The 18,963-nt window shown below is 63.4% G+C and carries 10 protein-coding genes and 8 pseudogenes; 4 read left to right on the top strand and 14 right to left on the bottom strand.

Features of this window, described 5'->3' with window-relative positions; translation table 11 throughout:
• A partial coding sequence (locus ABT070_RS44850) for a transposase family protein (protein WP_351768990.1) occupies positions 1–431 on the top strand: 431 nt, incomplete at its 5' end.
• 71 nt (positions 432–502) lie between these two features.
• Positions 503–1,555, top strand: a pseudogene (locus tag ABT070_RS44845) (IS1380 family transposase); the annotation flags it as partial.
• Positions 1,556–2,861: 1,306 nt separating this feature from the next.
• Here the strand turns inward: ABT070_RS44845 and ABT070_RS44840 are convergent.
• Entirely contained in the window at positions 2,862–3,047 is a 186-nt protein-coding gene (locus ABT070_RS44840) for an ATP-binding protein (RefSeq protein ID WP_351768988.1), read from the bottom strand.
• An 80-nt stretch (positions 3,048–3,127) separates the two neighbouring features.
• Here ABT070_RS44840 and ABT070_RS44835 point away from each other — a divergent pair, with 80 nt between their 5' ends.
• On the top strand, positions 3,128–3,478 hold the full coding sequence (locus ABT070_RS44835) for a DUF6207 family protein (RefSeq protein WP_351768986.1): 351 nt from the start codon (positions 3,128–3,130) through the stop codon (positions 3,476–3,478).
• A 2-nt stretch (positions 3,479–3,480) separates the two neighbouring features.
• Here ABT070_RS44835 and ABT070_RS44830 read toward each other — a convergent pair whose 3' ends face one another.
• From ABT070_RS44830 to ABT070_RS44770, 13 genes and pseudogenes are all read right to left on the bottom strand, one after another.
• Positions 3,481–6,378 (bottom strand): AfsR/SARP family transcriptional regulator, encoded by a 2,898-nt coding sequence (locus ABT070_RS44830; protein ID WP_351768984.1) that lies wholly within the window; start codon positions 6,376–6,378, stop codon positions 3,481–3,483.
• Positions 6,379–6,560: 182 nt separating this feature from the next.
• Positions 6,561–6,880: pseudogene (locus ABT070_RS44825) on the bottom strand (transposase); the annotation flags it as partial.
• 142 nt (positions 6,881–7,022) lie between these two features.
• Positions 7,023–7,534 (bottom strand): annotated as a pseudogene (locus ABT070_RS44820) (DUF2637 domain-containing protein); the annotation flags it as partial.
• Between the two features lie 160 nt (positions 7,535–7,694).
• Positions 7,695–8,964: pseudogene (locus tag ABT070_RS46385) on the bottom strand (AfsR/SARP family transcriptional regulator); the annotation flags it as partial.
• Between the two features lie 565 nt (positions 8,965–9,529).
• On the bottom strand, positions 9,530–9,661 hold the full coding sequence (locus ABT070_RS44810; RefSeq protein WP_351768980.1) for a hypothetical protein: 132 nt from the start codon (positions 9,659–9,661) through the stop codon (positions 9,530–9,532).
• A gap of 95 nt (positions 9,662–9,756) precedes the next feature.
• A complete protein-coding gene (locus tag ABT070_RS44805) occupies positions 9,757–10,368 on the bottom strand; it encodes a hypothetical protein (protein ID WP_351768978.1) in 612 nt (203 codons plus the stop codon).
• Positions 10,369–10,689: 321 nt separating this feature from the next.
• Positions 10,690–11,383, bottom strand: a pseudogene (locus ABT070_RS44800) (transposase family protein).
• A 496-nt stretch (positions 11,384–11,879) separates the two neighbouring features.
• Positions 11,880–12,005: a hypothetical protein gene (locus tag ABT070_RS44795; RefSeq protein WP_351768977.1), complete on the bottom strand. Its 126-nt coding sequence runs from the start codon at positions 12,003–12,005 to the stop codon at positions 11,880–11,882.
• 191 nt (positions 12,006–12,196) lie between these two features.
• Positions 12,197–12,382, bottom strand: a pseudogene (locus ABT070_RS44790) (IS5/IS1182 family transposase); the annotation flags it as partial.
• Positions 12,383–12,427: 45 nt separating this feature from the next.
• Positions 12,428–13,613: pseudogene (locus ABT070_RS44785) on the bottom strand (IS3 family transposase); the annotation flags it as partial.
• 88 nt (positions 13,614–13,701) lie between these two features.
• Positions 13,702–14,460 (bottom strand): annotated as a pseudogene (locus ABT070_RS44780) (IS5 family transposase).
• A gap of 1,210 nt (positions 14,461–15,670) precedes the next feature.
• On the bottom strand, positions 15,671–16,069 hold the full coding sequence (locus tag ABT070_RS44775; protein WP_351768975.1) for a PIN domain-containing protein: 399 nt from the start codon (positions 16,067–16,069) through the stop codon (positions 15,671–15,673).
• Positions 16,069–16,344 carry a hypothetical protein gene (locus tag ABT070_RS44770; RefSeq protein WP_351768973.1) on the bottom strand — a complete coding sequence of 92 codons (276 nt, stop codon included), beginning with the start codon at positions 16,342–16,344 and terminating at the stop codon, positions 16,069–16,071. Before ABT070_RS44770 ends, ABT070_RS44775 begins: the two co-directional genes overlap by 1 nt.
• Before the next feature lie 1,054 nt (positions 16,345–17,398).
• Between ABT070_RS44770 and ABT070_RS44760 the strand changes: the two genes are divergently transcribed.
• Positions 17,399–18,574 (top strand): PLP-dependent aminotransferase family protein, encoded by a 1,176-nt coding sequence (locus tag ABT070_RS44760; RefSeq protein ID WP_351768969.1) that lies wholly within the window; start codon positions 17,399–17,401, stop codon positions 18,572–18,574.
• Positions 18,575–18,963: the final 389 nt, after the last annotated feature.

The following is an 18,963-nucleotide window of genomic DNA, read 5'->3' as shown; positions in this document are numbered from 1 at the left end:
TTCGCGCGGACGAGCCGCACTACTCGCAAAAGCACAAGAAGCACGACATGAACGTCCAGGTCATCGCACGTCCCGACGGCACACCGCTGTGGTTCTCCCGGGCAACCCCGGGACGGACCCACGACCTGACCGCAGCCCGCGCCCACGGCATCGTCCAGGCATGCCTGACACGGCAGATCCTCATCCTGGCCGACCGCGCCTACCAGGGAGCCGACGCCACCGTCCGTACCCCCTACTACGGCCACTGCGAACTCCCCGGCCACTACCAGCAGTACAACCGCAACCACGCACGTCTCCGCGCGTCGGGCGAACGCGCCTTCACTCTCCTCGAGTCCTGGCGACTGCTACGACAAGCACGCTGTTCAACGAACCGCACCGGCAGAACCGTCGCAGCCGTCCACACCCTCCTCACCTGCGAATACACAGGATGAAAGAGGCTCCCTGAGCGTTTTCAGTTCGGCCATCGATCGGGTGACGGCGAGAGGGTGCGCAACGCACGCCTGCCTCCGGCGATAAGGCCCTGCAGGCCATCCGGTCCGCGCGGTCCGAGGTGCGCACGGGTCTGGTCGTTGGCTGGCGAGAACGCTCCGGACGCCGTCGGTCAGGTCACCGTCGACCTCGACGGCGTCCTCGTGATCGCCCACTCCGAGGATGCGGCCGCAACCTGGAAGAAGTCCTACGGCCGTCACCCGCTGACCGCCTTCGTCGACCACGGCCAGGGCGGAACCGGAGAGCGCGTCGCCGCTGTCCTCGGACCGGGAAACGCAGACTCCAACACCGTCGCCGGCCACGTCACCACCGCCCAACTCGCCCTTGGCTAAACTGCCCAGGCAATGCCGGTGAGGACGCCAGACGCTGATCCGCACGGACTAGGCCGGCAGCACCCACGACTTCGTGTCCTGGCTCGCGAAGCGAGGCCGATGGCTGTCCCACTCGGTTGGCATGGTGAGCACTGAGATCATTCACCAGCATGTCCTGAAGATCCCGGCCCTGGCCTGGACACCGGCCGTCGAGGCCGACGGCAAGGTCCGTGACGGGGCCTGGGCCGCCGAGCTCACCGGCAGGCTGCCGGACGGGCGGCCGAAGGGGATGCGGCTGATCGTCCGCAAGGAACGGCCGCATCCCGGAGCCCAGTTGAGGATCACCGACGCGGAGGGCATGCGGATCACGTGCTTCGCGACCAACACCCCGGAGCGTCCCATCGCCGAGCTCGAGCTCAGAACACCGGCTGCGGGCCCGCGCCGAGGACCGGATCCGAGCCGCCCGGGCCACCGGTCTGCGCAACCTGCCCCCTGCACGACACCGCGCAGAACAAGATGGGGCTGGAGATCGTCCAGATCGCGCTCGACCTGCTGGCTTGGATGCCCGTGCTCGCCCTGACCGGCCAGGCCCGTCTCCGGGAACCCCGCCGCCTTCGGTTCCGCCTGTCCTCGCAGCCGCCCGGCTCGTCAAGACCAGCCGCCGCCGCATCCTGCGCCCCGCTCGCCACTGGCCCTGGGCCAGCGAGATCACAGGCGCCCTCGAACGGCTTGCACTTCTGCCGAACCCCGGCTGACCAGCACCCTTCTCGCCCCTACGAGGGAGCCAGCACAAACCGGAGCAGTGGAACCCGGCATCCACCCGAGACGACACACGGCTCCTCGACCCGCCCACCACCAGCCACAGAAAGCGAAACGGCCCACCGACTCCGTCGGCGGACCGCCACGAAGAATCGAGGCTAATAGGCGTGATTTAGACGCCCGTCGCCTTCTTCAACAACCCGGGGTTTGCTCGCTGCACTCTGTGGACCTTCACCTGATTGGTGGCCGACTCAAAGAAGTTCAGTCAACTATTTCATGTACAAGGGAACAGTTCATCGGGTCGCTGTCACACCCTTGAAAATGAGCCGCGGGGTGACTGTCGGTAAGGCACTGCCATCGATGTTGGCGTCGGGGGGCGCCCCATTTCAAGATCTCCTCCGGTAGCCCGATCTAGCCGAGTCTGAGCCACACTTACGCCATGCCCACCGCCCGTGGAATGTGTATTAAGGTATGTACCCACACCAATACATGCCCGACCCGCCCACAGTATATTATTTTGCGTGGCATCATCATGAACGAACCCGGCCGCCGCAACAAGCGCCGTCCCTACCGAATGAAACGTTGAAGAAAGCGCTGGGGTCAAGTTCCCATCCCTCAAAGCGCCTGCGATAGTGGCGGCGGACGCCACGAAAGTAGATCCTGCAGCAGCCAACGTAAGCACATCATTGCTTTGTGCCGCCTGAGAGGCAGCAGTAATTGAGGCGGAGATTGTTGCCAGGGTGGAGGAAGTTCTACCATTGCTGAAATGCGAGTCGAGCAGTGCCTTTAGATGGTCACTACGCCATTCAGGTCCGAGTGCCGGAGAAGCTTGCACTTGCACTGGGCCAGCAGTCGCAAGAGAGGGGTGTGTGGACACCCGCGTGGATACCGCATAGGTTCCTCTCGTGTGCGTGCCAGGGCGCTGTTGGGCCGCGGGTGCGGTAGTCGCAGTGATTGAGGCGGGGCCAGAACCCACCCGAGTGCTTCCAGCGGGCAAAGGAACATCGGTCACGGCTTGTACATCCTTCGTGAGTAGGATAGAGAGGTCTCTACCTGCACTACGTTCCTGCGCGAGAGAAGGTTCAGCGACGCCCTTTCGTCCTGTACCTCAAGCGTGACAAGCGTGAACTGAGCTGGTCGGGCGGCGCGATAAGGCGAAGCCGGAGCCTGCCCCCGGGGTGGTGGAAACGCTGATACTCGATCTATTTGATCTGTATGAAGCGAGAATGTCGGCAAGGCTTGAAACGTGAGCCGATTCCAGCAGGTGAAAAGTAACCCCCCTGCTGCGTCAGTTGATGTCGGTCATTCCCCGGTGTTCGAGGTGAGAGCCCGTCCGAGGTCGCGGCCACGCATGCGATAGCTGTCACCCTTGAGTGAGATGACCTCGGCATGGTGGACGAGTCGGTTGATCATCGCGGCGGCGACAGTATCCTCGCCAAAGGCCTCGCCCCAGCGAACAGGGGCCGGCACTTGTTCGGTGAGGGACATCGGCCCTGAACTGTTCTGGGACAGCCCGGAGTCTCCACGGAACCCGGAACAGTTCAGATCGCATCGCACCGCATCTGATCGTGCCCCTGCTGCGGACCGAAGCCGTTCGGCGAACTGGTCATGTTGGGGCCGTAGCGGCCGCGTCAGACAGTTCCCCCTGTCGGGTGAACCGGCTTCGGGAGGAACCTTGTGGCGCACGTGTACGTGGTGGCAGACGTGGATTCGAAGAAGTACACCTGTCCGAACCGGGATTGATTATTGTCGACGTGGCCGGGGTGGACGATGAGGCCGTCTTCGTTTTCCAGGCCGCGACCGTGGAAACGTGGGGCACCTCGATCGGGCGCCACCCGGTCGCGCAGAGGCAACAGCGAAACCTTGCAGCCCCATCAAGCGAGCCTTATATAGCAACATCACGCATTCGAGATCATTAACTTCAGCTATGAAGAGGGGCCGGCAGTGCCTCGTTCCGCTGAGGCATTCGACGTGTCCAGTTCAAGGAGCTTGTTCCGCACACTTTCAGCGTCTGGGTGCCCGAGCATCTCCATAGTGTTGAGTCCTTCAGTCCAGGCGGCACGTGCTGACTCCAGATGGCCAGCGCCAAGATAAGCATCCCCAAACGTATGTGGGTGCCTACTGCATACCAGGGAGGACTACCGTATTGGCGGTCGAGCGTTATCGCGTTGCGATAGTTGGTGACAGCTTCGTCGTACCGGCCGAGACAATAGTGGGCATACGCGATGCTGTCCCACGTGTTCGCTGCGTTGACGTAATCCCCAAGCTTTTCGAACAGGGCCAGAGCTTCCCGGCAACAGCTGAGAGCTTGTTGATGCCGTCCGAGACGGGCGAGATACCAACCAACCGTATTGAGCGCGGAAGCTATAGCCACTTGAGTGCGATCGCCACCACCGTGAAGAACAGCCGACTCCCGGAGTAGGTCAAGTGCCCGCTGTCCGGATTTCAGCGCCGCATCTAGGTCGCCCAGGTCCCCAACGGCCGACGCCAGTGTGCGGTAGCTCTCAGCCTGCGCGCTCAAGTCACCGGCCTCGGTGAACAGTTCGATGGCACGCTCAGCATGAGTCACCGCTTCGCCGAGGCGGCCCAGGCCCAGCATCGCCGTGCCGATCCCGCGGTGGGCGTACGCCAGAGCAGTTCGGCTGTCCAACCGGCAAGCAGCCTCCATAGCAGAGTGGTGCACGGCTTCTACTTCCCGCCACATCCCGCGGCCATGCAGATAGTTGGCCATACTCCAGGCCAATTGCCACGTGTGGATGTCTTGTTTGTGTACGACGGCTTCTCCGAGGACCGTCAAAAGCACCGCCAGCTCGGTGGTGAACCAGGCTCTTGCTGTCCCCTCATCTCCGTTCAGCTCCTCGGCGCGCACCCCTTCTGCCGGGGGCGTCAGAGAGATCATCGGCCGCCCAGGGGACACCAGGAGGCTTGCACCGTTTGCTGTGTGCAGGTAGTGGTCTAACATTCGATTTCGTGCTGCTTTGATCTCCAGTTGAGAGTCAGTGTCATAGGCCAGTTCGGTGGCGTACGGGCGAACCAGATCGTGGAATGTGTACCGTCCAGGAACGGATTCGTTCAGCAAATGGAACTGAGTAAGATCCGATAGAAGCTTCCTTGTCCGGACATGAGTAAGACAGGCCAGGCTGGCTGCGGCAGGCAGACTTATATCCGGGCCGGGGTGCAACGAGAGCATGCGGAACAGACGGCCTGCTTCTGGAGCGAGAGCGTTATAGGACCAGGAAAACACGGCCCGCACATCAGCGACATCATCTCCACCGTTGAACACGTCCAAACTGTTAGCATTAGCCCGGAGTTCATCAACAATTACGGTCAGTGGAAAAGAAGGACGTGTAGCCGCGCGGGCAGCAATGACGGCCAGTGCTAGAGGCAGCCGCGCGCACCGGGCGATAATTTCCGCCACAGCGTCGACCTCAGCTGTCACACGTTTTTCCCCAAGGCGGCGGATGAGGAGTACCCGGGCTTCCGCTGCAGACAGCACGTCGAGGCTTAGAGAGACCGCGCCGTCTACGGCAATCAGTCCGGGAAGCTGGTTACGGCTGGTCACGATGACCACACTGCCGGGCGCACCCGGCAGTAGTGGCCTTACCTGGGACGCGTCACGAGCATTATCCAGCAATATCAACACCCGCTTGCCCGCAAGGAGCGTACGGTAGTGACCCGTCAGCGCGTCCATATCCTGCGGCAGTCCATGCGGATCAGAACCCAGCGACTCTAAAAGCATCCGCAGAGCATGCTCCGTACGCATTGGCGTACCACCTGGATCGAAACCCCTCAAATTCAGAAATAGCTGGCCGTCGGGAAAACGGTCAGCAATCTTTCTCGCCCAGTGCACCGCAAAGGTAGTCTTTCCCACTCCGGCCATACCCGCAATAGCAAAAACCGCCGCCGGAAAACTGTCGGAGATCTTGGAAATGCTCCCCAGTTCTGAATCCCGGCCGACGAACGCGGTTGGAATTGAAGGCAGTTGGGCTGGCACAGGGGACATCGGGACAGGGACCTTCTGGACAGGCGCTGACGGCACTGGAGTCACCGAACAGAGAAGCTCACTGTCCGCACGGAGAATCCGCTGGTACAACGCTTGAAGTTCCTGGCCGGGATCAATACCTAGTTCCTCCGCGAGCAGGATCTGCGTCTCCCGATAGGCTGCAAGGGCTGCCGCCTGCCTACCCGATCGATACAGGGCCAGCATCAGCACCGCCCGAAAACGCTCATCCAATGGATGAGCCGATATCAACCTGCTGAGCTCCGCAACTACCCCCTCATGCGCACCCAGATCTGTCTCAAGCCTGAGACACGAAGCCTCTACAGAAAGGCGCAGCTCGCCCAACCGGTCCCGCTGAGCCTCTGCGTACTCGCCTCGGATATTAGCCAATGCCGGCCCCTGCCACAGCTTGAGAGCATCACGAAGATACTTGGCAGCCTCATCCACTTTCCCTGAGCGCAGTGCCTGATTAGCAAGCGCCGACAACCCCCGAAAAACTTGGAGATCCAGCCCACTTTCTGAAACGCGAAGCAGATATCCGGTCCCTGTGGAATGTATAATCGATCCCGCAGCATCCCCTTCAGGTTCCAATGCCTTACGCAGATAGTGAATATAATTCCGCAGTACGCCAAGCCCAGAAACAGGTTGCTTAATCCCCCACAGAGCGCCAACAAGCTCACTTTTCAAAACCGGCGAACCCTCAGCCAGCAACAAAGCAGACAACACCACACGCTGCTGCGGCGAGCCGAGGTCAATCTCTACCGAACCTCGCCACGCCCTGACCGGCCCCAGAACAGCAAACCTCAGCTCCTCCCCCAAAAGACAGCCCCCTCAGATAGCACCTAGTAGAGATGGCAGACAGCGTCAACGTTCAGCCCCTCCGTGCGTGGCCTGGAGTCTAGCCTCGATCGTTCATGAGCCGTCGTCGGTTTGCTGATGAGGGGACTGCAAATCGATCGGCCCTGTCTCATATTCGGTGGTGACGGAAAGTGTTGCCATCCGAGGTGGATGCGGTGGCGGAGGAGAGTGAAGCCTGCTCGTCCGTGTATCTGGCGTGCGATCCGTTTGGTCTTGGTGTTGACGCCTTCGGTGGGGTCGTTGCTATGCGGAAGGGTGAGCGCGGCGTTCACGGCGTCGCGGTCTCTTTCCAGGCCTCAGACGAAGGAGTGCAGATGGGGCAGATCGGCTTGGTGGACCTGGACGATCCAGGGCGAGAGCCCGTCGTCATTTCCTTCGCCAGGCGTCAGGGGCTCGCGAAGTTCGAGATACTGGTGGCCAGTTGGGTCATCTCGGGGCAGGCTGCGGTGAGCCGTGCCAGGATCAAGAGGACCGGTCGGTGCCCCTCTTGCAGTGACGCTGTATGTGCCAGCCCAAGAAGGTCAGGGACAGCAACTGCCCTGCTTGGCGGTCTCGTCAACGCGCTCGGGACCCTCACCCGCCGGAGGGGCGGCTGAAGAAGTTCACTGCTCGCGTTTGATTGCCTGGTCGTAGGACCGCAGTTCCCACAGTTTCATCCGACGCCAGAGGATGAGCGTGCGCGCGGGAGACAGCACCCAACGTATGAGCCGCACACCGTCCATGTGGGTGTCTGCGGTGATGTCGGCGATCCGGCCGGTGGCGTGACGGGCTCCTTCGACAAGAGGACCGGGATGACGGCGTGCACGCCCACGGCGAGGGGGTCGGGCCAGGCGGTGGCGGCGTCGAGGGCGATGGTGGCCGCGGTCAGCAGCCAGGCCGTCTGGCGTAACAGCGGGAAGGGGATACGGGCCCAGGTCAGGAGCAGGTCCAGGTCCAGCAGCACACAGATGCCCGCGTCGATGCCGATCGGCAACAGGTAGGAGAACGTCCCGAAGCCCTTGTCGAGGGCGAGTTCGCGCACGGCTGTGTAGGAGCCGGCGAAGCCGAAGTCGGCGATGATCACGGCGGCGCTCACGATCACTCCGGCAAGGATGCGGGCTGCCGCGCCGGGAAGCAGCGGGCTGTGCGGGGGTGCGGGTGCGCCAGGAGCGGGGCCTCGTGCCGGGTCCGGTGGTCGGTGGGCCGGCCGGCGGACATCCTGTGGTCGTCGGGTGCTGCTGGCCGTGGGCCCGGCGGGAAGTGGGGTGCCGGGAGGAGAGCGTGCGTGGTGGGCGACTTCATGGCTGGTTGCCGGGGTGCAGGAGGGCGTGGATGAGGTGTTCGGTCTCCGGTTCGGGGTCGCAGTCCAGCGCTCGGTTGACCTGCTGGACGCGGGTGACGGCGACGTGCAGCCCGTGCCGGTTTCCGGCCATGTGCTCGATCCGGAGCCAGTCGCGGTACAGCAGTTGCGCGGTGTCGTCGACGTCGAGTCCGGTCGCGACGGCCTGTCGGGCTGCGCTGAGGTCGTGGTGCGTGCCTGTGGAGGTGCGGTAGGTGGCCACGGTGTGTGCCACGTCGATGATCCGGGTGATCATCTCCTGTTGGTGAGGCTCGGCCCATGGCAGCGGTGCGCCTCCGAACGGCTTGCCGCGGACCAGGCTGAGGGCCTGCTCCAGTTCGGGCAGGCCGGCGGGGCCCAGCGGGAGTGCACGTTCGGCGAGCTGGAGGAAGCGGCTCCAGTCACATCGCACATCGGGTGAGAGCCGGTAGGGGTCCTCGCCGGACTTGCGGCGCGGCACGTAGGGGTGGCCGTCGGGATCGCTGCCCAGGGAGCGGCGCAGGCCCTGCATTCGGGCGTTGAGCGTGCTCAGTGCTCACGCACTGACGGGGTCCATGCCGGAGCACACGGCATCCGCGCTCCGTCCGTGCCTGAAGTACAGCAACGCGGCAAGCTGTGCCATTCGTGGGCGGTGGCCGGTGCTGTCCACGCCCGTCACCTCCACCGGGCCCAGCACCCGGATCTCCGGTGCGTGCAGGTCATGAGCGCACTCGTGCGCATCTCCCCGTGTCACTGCGCTCACCACAGGGTGTGCTCGCTGCCAGGCTTGGGCTTCGATCCTTGTGTGCCCTGGTGCGCCACGGTCTGGGTGTTGGGGTCCTGGCTCTTCTTGGCTTGGGGCGTCGGCGCGGTGGCCGGCAGCAGACGCAGCCCGGCCGGGTCGGTGCTGGCGGCGAGCAGGGCGGGAAGACCTCACCGCTTACGTCTGGTGTCGGCGTCACCGAGGGCCTCCTGTCTGCATGGGCTGTGGGCACGACCGGCTCCTGGGGCTTGGGCTGCGCGCTCTGGGCCACGCCGTCGGGTTCTTCCGGGACGTCCTGCGACGGGCCTTCAGCGGGGTGGACTGGCTGCGCGGATACCCGCAGTGCCGTGGTGATCTGGAGGTGTGCGGCGTGCTCCAGGCGCTGGAGGGTGATCTCGGCACCGGCGGAGTTGAGGTGCTGCGGTGTGCTGAGGGAGGCGTTGAGGATCTCCGCCCCGGGAAAATGGAAGGCTGCCGTGCTGGCCGGAGGCCTGAGCCACTGCTGCCTGGTACGCGGGCGCCGCAGACGCCGCTTCGCTAGTGATCAGCCTGCTACTGAGCTTCTTCAGAGTGGCTAACAATCGGGTGACGTCGCGTCGGCGGCTCGGCCCAGCAAGGACAGCGACTGCCCTGCTTGGCGGCCTCGTCAACACGCTCGGGACCTTCACTCGCAGGAGGGGCGGCTGAAGAAGCTCAATGACTCACCGTCCGCAATGAAGGAAGGGTATTGCAGAAAGCGAGCAAGCAGGTCTGGACGAGGTCCGGGCGTGCATGGTCAGACGCCTCTACTACGGGCGTCGTTCGCGAAAGTTCAGCCTCGTTCCCATAACACAGGTAAAGGTGCGACAGCTGGCTCGTTTGAGATCAAGTGGGCAATTTTGCCAGCTCTCGCCGCACGGTGCGGTAAGCCTGGTTCGATAGCGGCGAGATTCTTGCGGGAGTGCGTGCAACCGCCAGGCGCGCAGGGTGCACCCCTTCACTGCTCACATGACCCGGCGGGTGTCATGCGCCGGCTGGCGCGGGCTGCTCTGTAGCCAGGGGCCGTTGCGTGATCACGTTTCGTCCGGAGTGCCGTGCTGGCCCAGCTCGGGAGGGGACGTCCCGTTTCCCATGTCGGCCATCTCCCACGCATCATGGCCGGCCTGCGCAACCTCGCCATCGGTGTCCACCGTCAGGACGGTCACACCAACATTGCCGCCGCCCTACGTCACACCGCTGGCGATTGGCGAAGGCCCCTGGCCGCCCTCGGCCTCACCGGATGAATCCGGACAGACCTCGATCATGCAAGGGACCCTGGCTCTGTAGCGGCCGGGGCTGAGTCAGCCGCGTAGAAGACGGATGAGCCCTGCTTGGAGCGCTGTGCCTGCGTTTTGGCGACGAGGCCTTCGAGGGTGGTGCGTACTACGGTGGTCTTGATGGTGCGTTCGGGGTGGGCCTGGCCGAGAGCTGTGGCGATCTCCGCAGCCGAACGAGGTTCGCTCTGTTTGGTGAGGTGGGCGCGGACGAGATCGACCAGGGTCGGCTGCGCCGTCTGTGCGGGTTCGGCCCTGTCCGCACGCGTGCGGTCGGTCTTCTTCCCGGCCGGCTGGGAGGCGGCCTTCCTCGGCTGTGCCGGCTTGCTCGTGCGGGATGTGGCGGCCTTCTTGCGCGGGTTGGGTACCGCGGCGGTGTCCGACGGCTGGGCTGGCGTGTCGGGTGCCGGCGCTGTGGCGATGGCCTGCTGGATGCTGACGAGTACGGTGTGATTGCGCTGGAAGGCTGCCAACTGCTCCTGCAGGGCAGCGATTTCGGCGCTGACGCGTTCCTGTTCCTTGGCGTTGCGCTCCAGGTCGGCGGTCACCTGAGCGGTGTACTGCGAGGTGAGTTCGGTGGTGGGAGTGTTCTGGGACATGAAATGGATGACCTTTCCTCGGTGTGAGGCGGCAGTTAACGGACCTGCCGTGCCCGCCGTTCGGGCGGGCTGATGCCTGCCGGACACCCAGCAATGGGCCCCTGTGCAGAGCACTGATGATGAGATACTACGGACAAGCGGAGCGGACGGTTTTCCTCGAGAGTGCACGGGCCGACGCGATTACCGCGATACATCCCCCGTGTGCGCGGAGAATTCGCCTGCCCCGGCCCGCGCAGCAGGCGCCAAGCCCTGTCGGGGCTATGCCGAGCTCGCCAAGGTGTCAGTGGCACCTGGCACGGTTCCGATCATGTTCGATGGACTTCATGACAGCGACTGGGCTCGATGGAGCACGCGTATGGCTCGGCTGAGGAGGTACCGGCGCTGACGGCGTTGCGCTCCCCGGACGCTGAAGAACGCCGCAAGACTCTTAACCGCTTCTACGGCGCGGTCCACCATCAGGGCAGCGTGTACCCGCCCTCGGCCGCCAGCCTGCCCTTCCTGCTCGAGCCTTGAGGCGACGGTCGCGGAACGGGACCCGAACGGTCCCGCCAGGTGCCCGCCCAGCACTTGAGTCCCGCGTCGGCGAGGGTCTCGATGATTTCGTGGTGCCGGGCGGCGGTCAGGTCGTGGGTCGATCCAGGCAAAACGGGCGATGCTCAGAGCAGGCGTCCGAAAGGGTTGGTGATGACCTGGACGTTCATGCCGCGGCGTTTGTGTTTCCCGAGTACTACGGGGTGGCTGCGGCGATGCGGTCGATCGGCAGCAGCGTGCCGAGGATGACGAACGTTTTCGTCCGGATCGTCTTCATCGCCTCGGTCAGGGTCGGTGCGAGGGCGGCCAGCACCTCAACGGCCTCGCGTATGTAGCGGAACACAGTCGCGATCCCGATGCCGCACCCGGCGGCGAGTTGGGCGTAGGTGTCGCCGCACCTCAGGTGAGCCAGAGCCTGGCGGCCAGTCGGCAGGCGCCGCCGCCGTGTCCCGATCTCCCGCTGCCGGGCAGTGAGCCTCTTCAGCCGCTCCTCCGGCGAGTGAGGGTCCCGAGTATGTTGACGAAGCCTCCAAGCAGGGCAGTTGCTGTCCTTGCCGGGCCGAGCTGCCGAAGCGACGTCACCCGATCGGTGACCACACTGAAAAGGCTCAGTGTTGCGGGCGAGCGGCGGTGGAGGCGCCGACAGCCGGGACGCGGTCCGGTCCATGTCCTGACCGTGTTACCCCACACGACGTCACGACTGCAAGAAAGTGCCAGATGGCAAGGGACAGCGGCCGGCGCCACGAGTGCCAGTAGCCCCGTACCCCTTGTCTCCGCGCAGTTCGCCGGGCGCCACACCGAAAACGCCGGATGAACCTTTCAGGTCAGAAATTCGTAGTGATGGATAGTGTGCATATTCCAATTGGGGAGTTCTAATGGACGACGAAAAGAATCGAAATGTCAGTAGGCCGTACAGCTTCATTGACAACGCTCCAGATACTCAGGCTAAGTGGGCGGAGCGATTCCCCGCGCCGGTTTATCTATCGAACGGGCTGCCCGATACCCAACCGGAGGTCTTTTCCGAGCTGCAGGCTTCCGAGCAGATGGGTGCAGATGTCGAGCATGTCATGAATGTTCAACAGCGTTTGCAGCGCGAGCAGGATCACGCGTCCTCTTCTGCGACGTCCAACCTGTACGCGCGCGCAGCTGGGTTTTTCCCTGCACCTGCGGCACCCGATACACGCGCGCCCGATCCTCAGCGCCCTTCGGCTCTTCATGCGCCGCACGCTCAGTGTCGGTCAACTGGGAACACTCGGCCAGCAGGTAGCCAGAGGTCTTAGAAAAGCTGTTTCTTGGATCATGCCCGGAGCCAGATCATCAGGGTTGCGACGGTGACGGTGTCGAGGTAGCGGTAGGCCCGTTTCTCGTAGCGTGTCGCGACGGCGCGGAAGCCCTGGGGCTGGTTGATGGCACGCTCGACGGTGTTGCGTAACTTATAGCGTTCGCGGTCGAAGCCGGTTGGCCGGCCGCCTCGTGAGCCTCGGGGGCCTTGACCCCGACTCTTAAACAGGTCTATGCGGCTTGGGTCAAGGGTAGTTGTTGTCCATGGCAAGGCGTTCTCGTAGGCGATCGGAGATCGTTGACCGAGGCGGGAGTGCCGGCGTCGGGTGTTGTATCGGGGTCAGCCAGTGGAAGGCATCGAGTCGTGCTTCGCGCTCGCTCGGCCAGCCATTTCCGGCCCTTGAGCGTCTCCCTTTTGAAGGCCGTGTTGAACGACTCCGCGGCGGCGTTGTCCGCGCTGGACCCGATCGCGCCCATGCTTTGCCGGACCTCTGCTGACCTGCAGATCTCAGCAAAGGCGCTGCTCGTGTATTGAGATCCGTGATCGGTGTGCATGACCGATCCGGCGAGACTCCCGTGGGCTCGTTCGGCGGCTGCCAGGGCGTCGGTGACGAGTTCGGTTCGCACGTGATCGGCGATCTCCCGCCCGGCCAGCCTGCGTGAGGCGAGGTCGATGACAGTCGCGAGGTAGAGCGGCTTCGCGCCGCTGACCGGCAGGTAGGTGATGTCGCCGACATACTTCGTGTTCACCGCGTCCGCGGTGAAGTCACGGCCGATCAGGTCCGGCGCCTTCGCCGCGGCCGGCTCGGCAGTGGTGGTGCGGTGCCGGCGGCGCAGACGCACGCCATCGAGCCCGATGGTCCGCATGATCCTGGCGACGCGCTTGTGGTTGATCCGTATCCCCTCGTCGCGGAGTTCGGCGGTGACCCTGGGGGCTCCGTTGGCACGCGTTGCGGACCTGACCGAAGGACTGCTGCCGGTTCTCGCGTCGGAGTCCTGGTGGACCTCGCGTATCCGATCAGCGAGCCCTGTCTCGGCAGCCTGGCGGGCCGTCCGCGCGGCCGCGGTGCGGCGCCAGTAGGAGAAGCTGGAGCGGGAGAGGCCGAGAATGATGCAGAGCCGCTTCACGCCGAACCGGCGCTGGTGATCTTCAACGAACTGGCAGCGGTTCACCAGCGCGTCTCCGTCGCGAAATACCGGGCCGCCTTGCGGAGGATGGCGTACTCCTCCTCCAGCTCGCGGATCCTCTTCCGGGCTGCGGCCAGTTCCGCCTGAACGCCGTCGCCGCCTGACGTCGCCGCGGCCGCCAGCGCAGAGTGGGAGCTGGAGCGCCGTCCGTCAGCGGCCCGGATCCAGTTTCGGAGTGTCTCGGTGTTCACTCTTGGATCGGCAGCGACGGACTTGATCGTGGCTCCCGGCCTCGACCTGTACAACGCGACCGCGTCCGCCTTGAACTCGACTGGTTAGTGCTTCATCCACGCAGGGACTCCGTTCTCCTGGACCATCAAGCTCGTAACACGATCATGAGCGAGCCATCTTGAGGCGTCTCCAGCAGATCAGGGCGTAGGCCAATGAGACGAAGGTGTCGTGGAGTTCGGTTCGGCGTTCCCGGCGGACGGCGAGGCGCTTGGAACTGGTGGAGCAGGGCGACGGTCTGCTCGACGACGTAGCGGAGTTTGCCCAGGCCCTTGATGTTCGGGGCGCGCTTGCGGGAGATGACCGGCAGGATCCGGCGTTTGCGGAGTTCTTCGCGGTTGGGGTTGGAGTCGTAGGCCTTGTCGCCGAGGAGTGCGCCGGGGCGGCGGCGAGGACGGCCGGGGCGTCCGGCCAGGGGTGGGGTGCCGTCGACGAGGGCGAGGGTCTGGGTTATGTCGTTGACGTTGGCGGCGGTGGTGATGACCTTGAGCGGGGGTGCCGCGTCCGTCGCAGATCAGATGGTGTCTGCTGCCTGTCTTCCGCCGGTCGACCGGCGACGGACCGTGGTCACATGCCCTGGACCAGTCGAGCGCGCCGGCTGTGTTCAGCTCGGCCAGCAGGATGCGGTGCAGCTGGCCGAAGACGCCGGCCTGCTGCCACCGGTCCAGACGCCGCCAGCAGGTCTGCCCCGAGCCCCAGCTCCAGCGGCAGGAGTTGCCAGGCTATGTCGTTGTGGAGGACGTACAGGATGCCCTGCAGACACAGACAGTCCGCCACCGGCCGCGGGCCCGGCACCTTCTCCGGACACGGCGGCAGCAGCGGCAGCAGCGGTTCGATCAGCGCCCACAAGTCGTCGTCCACGATCCACGGCCGAGCACTCACACCATCCCGAACGGCCGAATCATCACATCGGTCACGCCCAACCAGGGCACTTCAACAAGATCGTGTTACGAGCTCTAAGGCGATGGTTTCTGAGGTCTACCGGGAAGGGCCACTCTGGGGAGCATTTTGCTGTCGATATGCCGGGGCAGAGGTGACAGGTGCATTTGGATGGGGAGTCCGGATCGAGGCAGGAAGTGGCACAGGCCCGGAATATGCAGCCGTTGCTCGCGCGCTACCGAATCCCTCGGGCGGCGAGAGCTTAACCAGTTTATCAACGTGCTGGAAGACGTCATTTCTCCCTACCATGCAAGCTATGACGTAACTGCCACTTCGGTTCGGATCTATCGCTAGATGCCGCCTTGCGAAATCGATGTGGCTCGGGGTCATCTTTTTAATCACGTCATCTATGCCGGCAAACTCTGTAGGATACGCATTTAGGCGATCGAAGATCTGCCGGGGCGTGTGGGGCTCTGGGAGGAAACCTGTCAGGTAATGACTGTGAACATCCAGATGCTTCTGGGTGATATTTTTAGGGTTTGGTCCATATTTGGTAAGAGGTTGAGGTTCCATTGCGTGTTCCCATTTCCGGTGGGTTGAATTTCCGGTTTTCAAGGCTGTCAAGGTCTTCTACGCACAGTGGGAGTGGGAAGTTCAACCTCGATTTTTCAGGGGCGGCCACTGTTGCATGAGTGTCCAATTTACCCTTTCTATCCCTGCGGTTCATGGGCGGGGCTTTCGCATATTGCTGTGGCTGCACCGGGTTCCACGGTCACGGTGGTGCTGCTTTCCTCCTTCCTGGTCTCAGCTGGGGTTGTGTCCGCGCGCCAGCTGACGGTCGGGAGTTCGGTAGGGCGCCGCGAGGCCAGCGTGAACGCGTCTGCCCAGGGCCAGCCAGAGGCGAGGCGGAGTGCAGGCGCGTCATCAAGGGGAAGCGCAGCTGGGGCGACCCGCGCGTTCTGGCCGGGCGACCCTTATGGCTGGCTTCGAGCAGACCGGAGGGCCAGGTATAGCCTGCCCACTGCCTGGCTTTGGTCGATCGCGCTATGGCCCGCAGTGAGCTTCTTCAGAGTGGCCACCGATCGGGTGACGTCGCGTCGGTGGCTCGGACCGGCAAGGACAGCGACTGCCCTGCTTGGCGGCCTCGTCAAACACGCTCGGGACCTTCACTCGCCGGAGGAGCGGCTGAAGAAGCTCACTGGCTGGGGTGGACGGCTTGCACACCGGTACCCGCGTACGCCCTGGGAGTCAGCGTGAGCAGGAACCGCCCGGCGGGATGGGCAGCGGAGGGCCGGGCGGTGTGGATGGCGTGGACGGCGGCCCATGAGTGCCCGAAGCGCAGCAGCTCGGTGGCGGTGACGGCGGCGTCGGTGTCGAACGCCTCGATCCGGATGAACCGCAGCCCTTTGATGTAGCCGAGCAGGCCCGGCCGTTCGGCGTCGCCAGCCGTCAGCGAGAGTACCGGCGCGTACAGATCACCAAGTCCGCCGGAAGCCTGGACGTAGAACGCAGCGACTGCTTCGTTGAACGGGTCCTTCGGGTCGTACAGCGCGGTGGCGGTGGTGTGGTCCAAAACGACCGCGATCGCCGCCACTACGCGGCCGTCGGCGAGCCGTGCTGCGCCCTGCCCAGACGCTCCAGCAGCGTACGGGCCTTTGCTTCTGCCTCCGGACTTGGCGTACTGCCGAGGGCGGAGGCAAGCTCGGCGCGGGCCAACTCGGCACGCTCGGCATATTCGGCCTGCGTCGGCGTGCTCTGCGCCAGTTCCTCGACCATGCTGCGGATGGTCGTGCCGTGTTCGGCAGCCAACCTCGCCAGCCGGTCCCGCGCGGCCGCGCTCACCTTGATGCTCGTCTCGTCTGCTGACATATCCCGACTATAGCGCGTTCCTCTACTAGCGGTAGAGGGGCAACTCGCCCGGCGCACCAGCACCGCCACCTCCGGATCGTGCCGCGGCATATCGCCCCGCTGCTCCCCGCCAGTCCGTGGAAAGCTCGAGTCGCTGTTGTGTGCCATCTTCAGCCCCGGCTGCGTCCACGGGTACTGGTGAGAGCGCACAGTCGTTCCCCTGTGCTCGGCCACGAGGACTTGGTAGGCATCCACACGTCCGGCTGCACCGCCGCTGTCGCCCGTCTGGCACCGTCAGTGCACCACGCGCGGGGCAGTGGGATTCCTCCTCTCGCGAGAATCCCTTCAAGATCTTTCAGAGGACTGTCCACTGGGCCCGTCGTCCGCATCACCGTTCGCCGGCATTCTTCAACTCGGCCATCGCGCGCATCCAGGTTTCCCCGGCGTCGACGGCCCCGTCTCGTCGCCGGGGATACGGAAGATGTCTGAGTTCTCCGCGAGCTGTTCCGTCGGAGCGGAGCCGATACGCCGATGCATATGACACACGGTCACCGGCAGGTTGGGTTCATTCACGAAGAACTGGTAGTTGTATACGAGATCCCGCCAGTGCCGGGGTCGGCCTCGCTCGGCAGCTTCAACTCCTGCAGCGAAGTGAACAAGCCAAATGAGGACATGACTTCAGTCAAATAGCGGATGGACTTGATGGTTCAAGTTCTTTTCCTTGATGGGTCGCTAGGATCCTAACTGCGTTCCTCTTTCCGATTGGGGGCTTCATGGATCCTGTGGCTACTCGCGACTTCATCGCGGAGCAGCGACGAGTTGTGGATGAGCTGGATTCACAATTGATCGAAATAATAAAGGCAAGGCGGGAGGTTTCCTACGGAATTCAGCGTCATCGGATCGAAGCAAAGCGGCCCAAGTCCGATACGTCTCGCGAAAGCGCGATCCTCCAGAAATACGCAAAGCAACTCGATGAACGGAAAGGCGCTTCCCTGGCCATGGAAGTGCTCAAAGTTTGCAGGATTCCCTAGTTTCTCCCCCTTTGCACCAATACAAAGAATCAGGATCTGATCTGTTGGAAAGCATCGAAGACTTCGTCAAGCTGCACGAGCATGAACGTCTGAACTCGCTGAATCTGATCGTGAGCGAGAATCGTATGACGGAGAGTGCGAAGGCTCCTCTGAGCTCGGACCTATCCCAACGCTACGCGGCTGATTTTTACGCTGGCACCAAACCCTCTCGCCAGTTGACCGATTATGCGACGGACCTCGCCCGCAAGGTCTTCGACGTGCGATACGCGAACCTTTCGCCGATATCAGGGAACGTAAGCCTTCTGGCGGCCGTGTTCGCTCTATCAAAAACCGGCGAACATGTAGGCAGAATTCCTCCATTCTTCCCGGGCGGCGGCTACCCACTGGACTACGCCGCCTTCGACCGACTCCCTCTCCCGTTACCCTTTGCCGACGAGAAATGGCAGCTCGACCTCGAAGCGGCAATCCCTTTGCTTACAGAAGTGCGACCTCCTCTGGTCGTCTTAGGATCCTCAATAGTCACATATCCCATGCCGGTTCGTGAGATCAGTGAGGTGGTCCACTCCTACGGGGGACTGGTCGCCTACGACGGGTCGCACACTCTCGGCCTGATCGCCGGAGGCCAGTACCAGAACCCATTGCGTGAAGGCGCGGACCTGCTGCTCGGATCGACACATAAGACTTTCCCTGGTCCGCAGGGCGGCCTGATCCTCACCAATAACGCAGCGGTGCACGAGCGTGTGGAAGTTCTTTCCAATTTCCGTCCGCTGAACGGTCCGACACTTATCTGTAACCCGCATCTCGGGCGTATAGCCTCGACAGCGATCGTTCTTGAAGAGACACCCTGGCAGGAATATGCGCATCAGGTTGTCGAAAACGCTCGAAGCATCGCTGCAGCACTGCAGGACGAGGGAATTTCATTGCGCGGCATGGCTGCCGAAAACTTCGCAGAGCTCACGTATTGCCACCAGGTACTCATGGACTTCCCTATCGACGAATCACGGGAGCTCCGCGAGCGCCTCGCCCGGCATAGGATCAATGTCGACGGATTTCTCCGCCTCGGCGTATCGGAAATCACACGTCTCGGTTTCTCGACAGAAGAGAGCGCCGAACTAGGCCACCTCATCGCCATCATTCTCAGAGAAGGGAACGCTGTGCCCGCAGAGATCGACCGGCGTATCGGCGATCTGGTCGACGCACACCGTGAAGTGGTTCTCTGACACGGCAGCTGTAGTTCCTGACACGTGAAGTTCCTGTCATGCGATGGCCGCTGCTGTGACGTTGTTCCAGTGGCGGTGGCAGGCCATCGCACGATGCCGGTGTTGGCGACGCCAGTTCGACCAGTGCAAGGCGTGTGCCGGATCGGCGTCCTGGCGGGGCCTTGATAGGGCGCAGGTCCGGAACAACATGAGGAGTTCGCGCGGGCTGACGGGCACCATGGCCAACTCGCCGTCGGGGTACGCGCATTGCCGTTCGTGGAGGGTGCCGACGGCCAGGAGTGTGTAGGCGATCATTGAGCCTCTTCAGCCGCTCCTCCGGCGAGTGAGGGTCCCGAGTATGTTGACGAAGCCTCCAAGCAGGGCAGTTGCTGTCCTTGCCGGGCCGAGCT

This window comes from Streptomyces sp. NPDC002884, assembly GCF_040295245.1.
GTDB lineage: Bacteria > Actinomycetota > Actinomycetes > Streptomycetales > Streptomycetaceae > Streptomyces.
The sequence above is the reverse complement of the archived record's forward strand: the minus strand, read 5'-3'. Positions and strand labels throughout refer to the sequence as shown.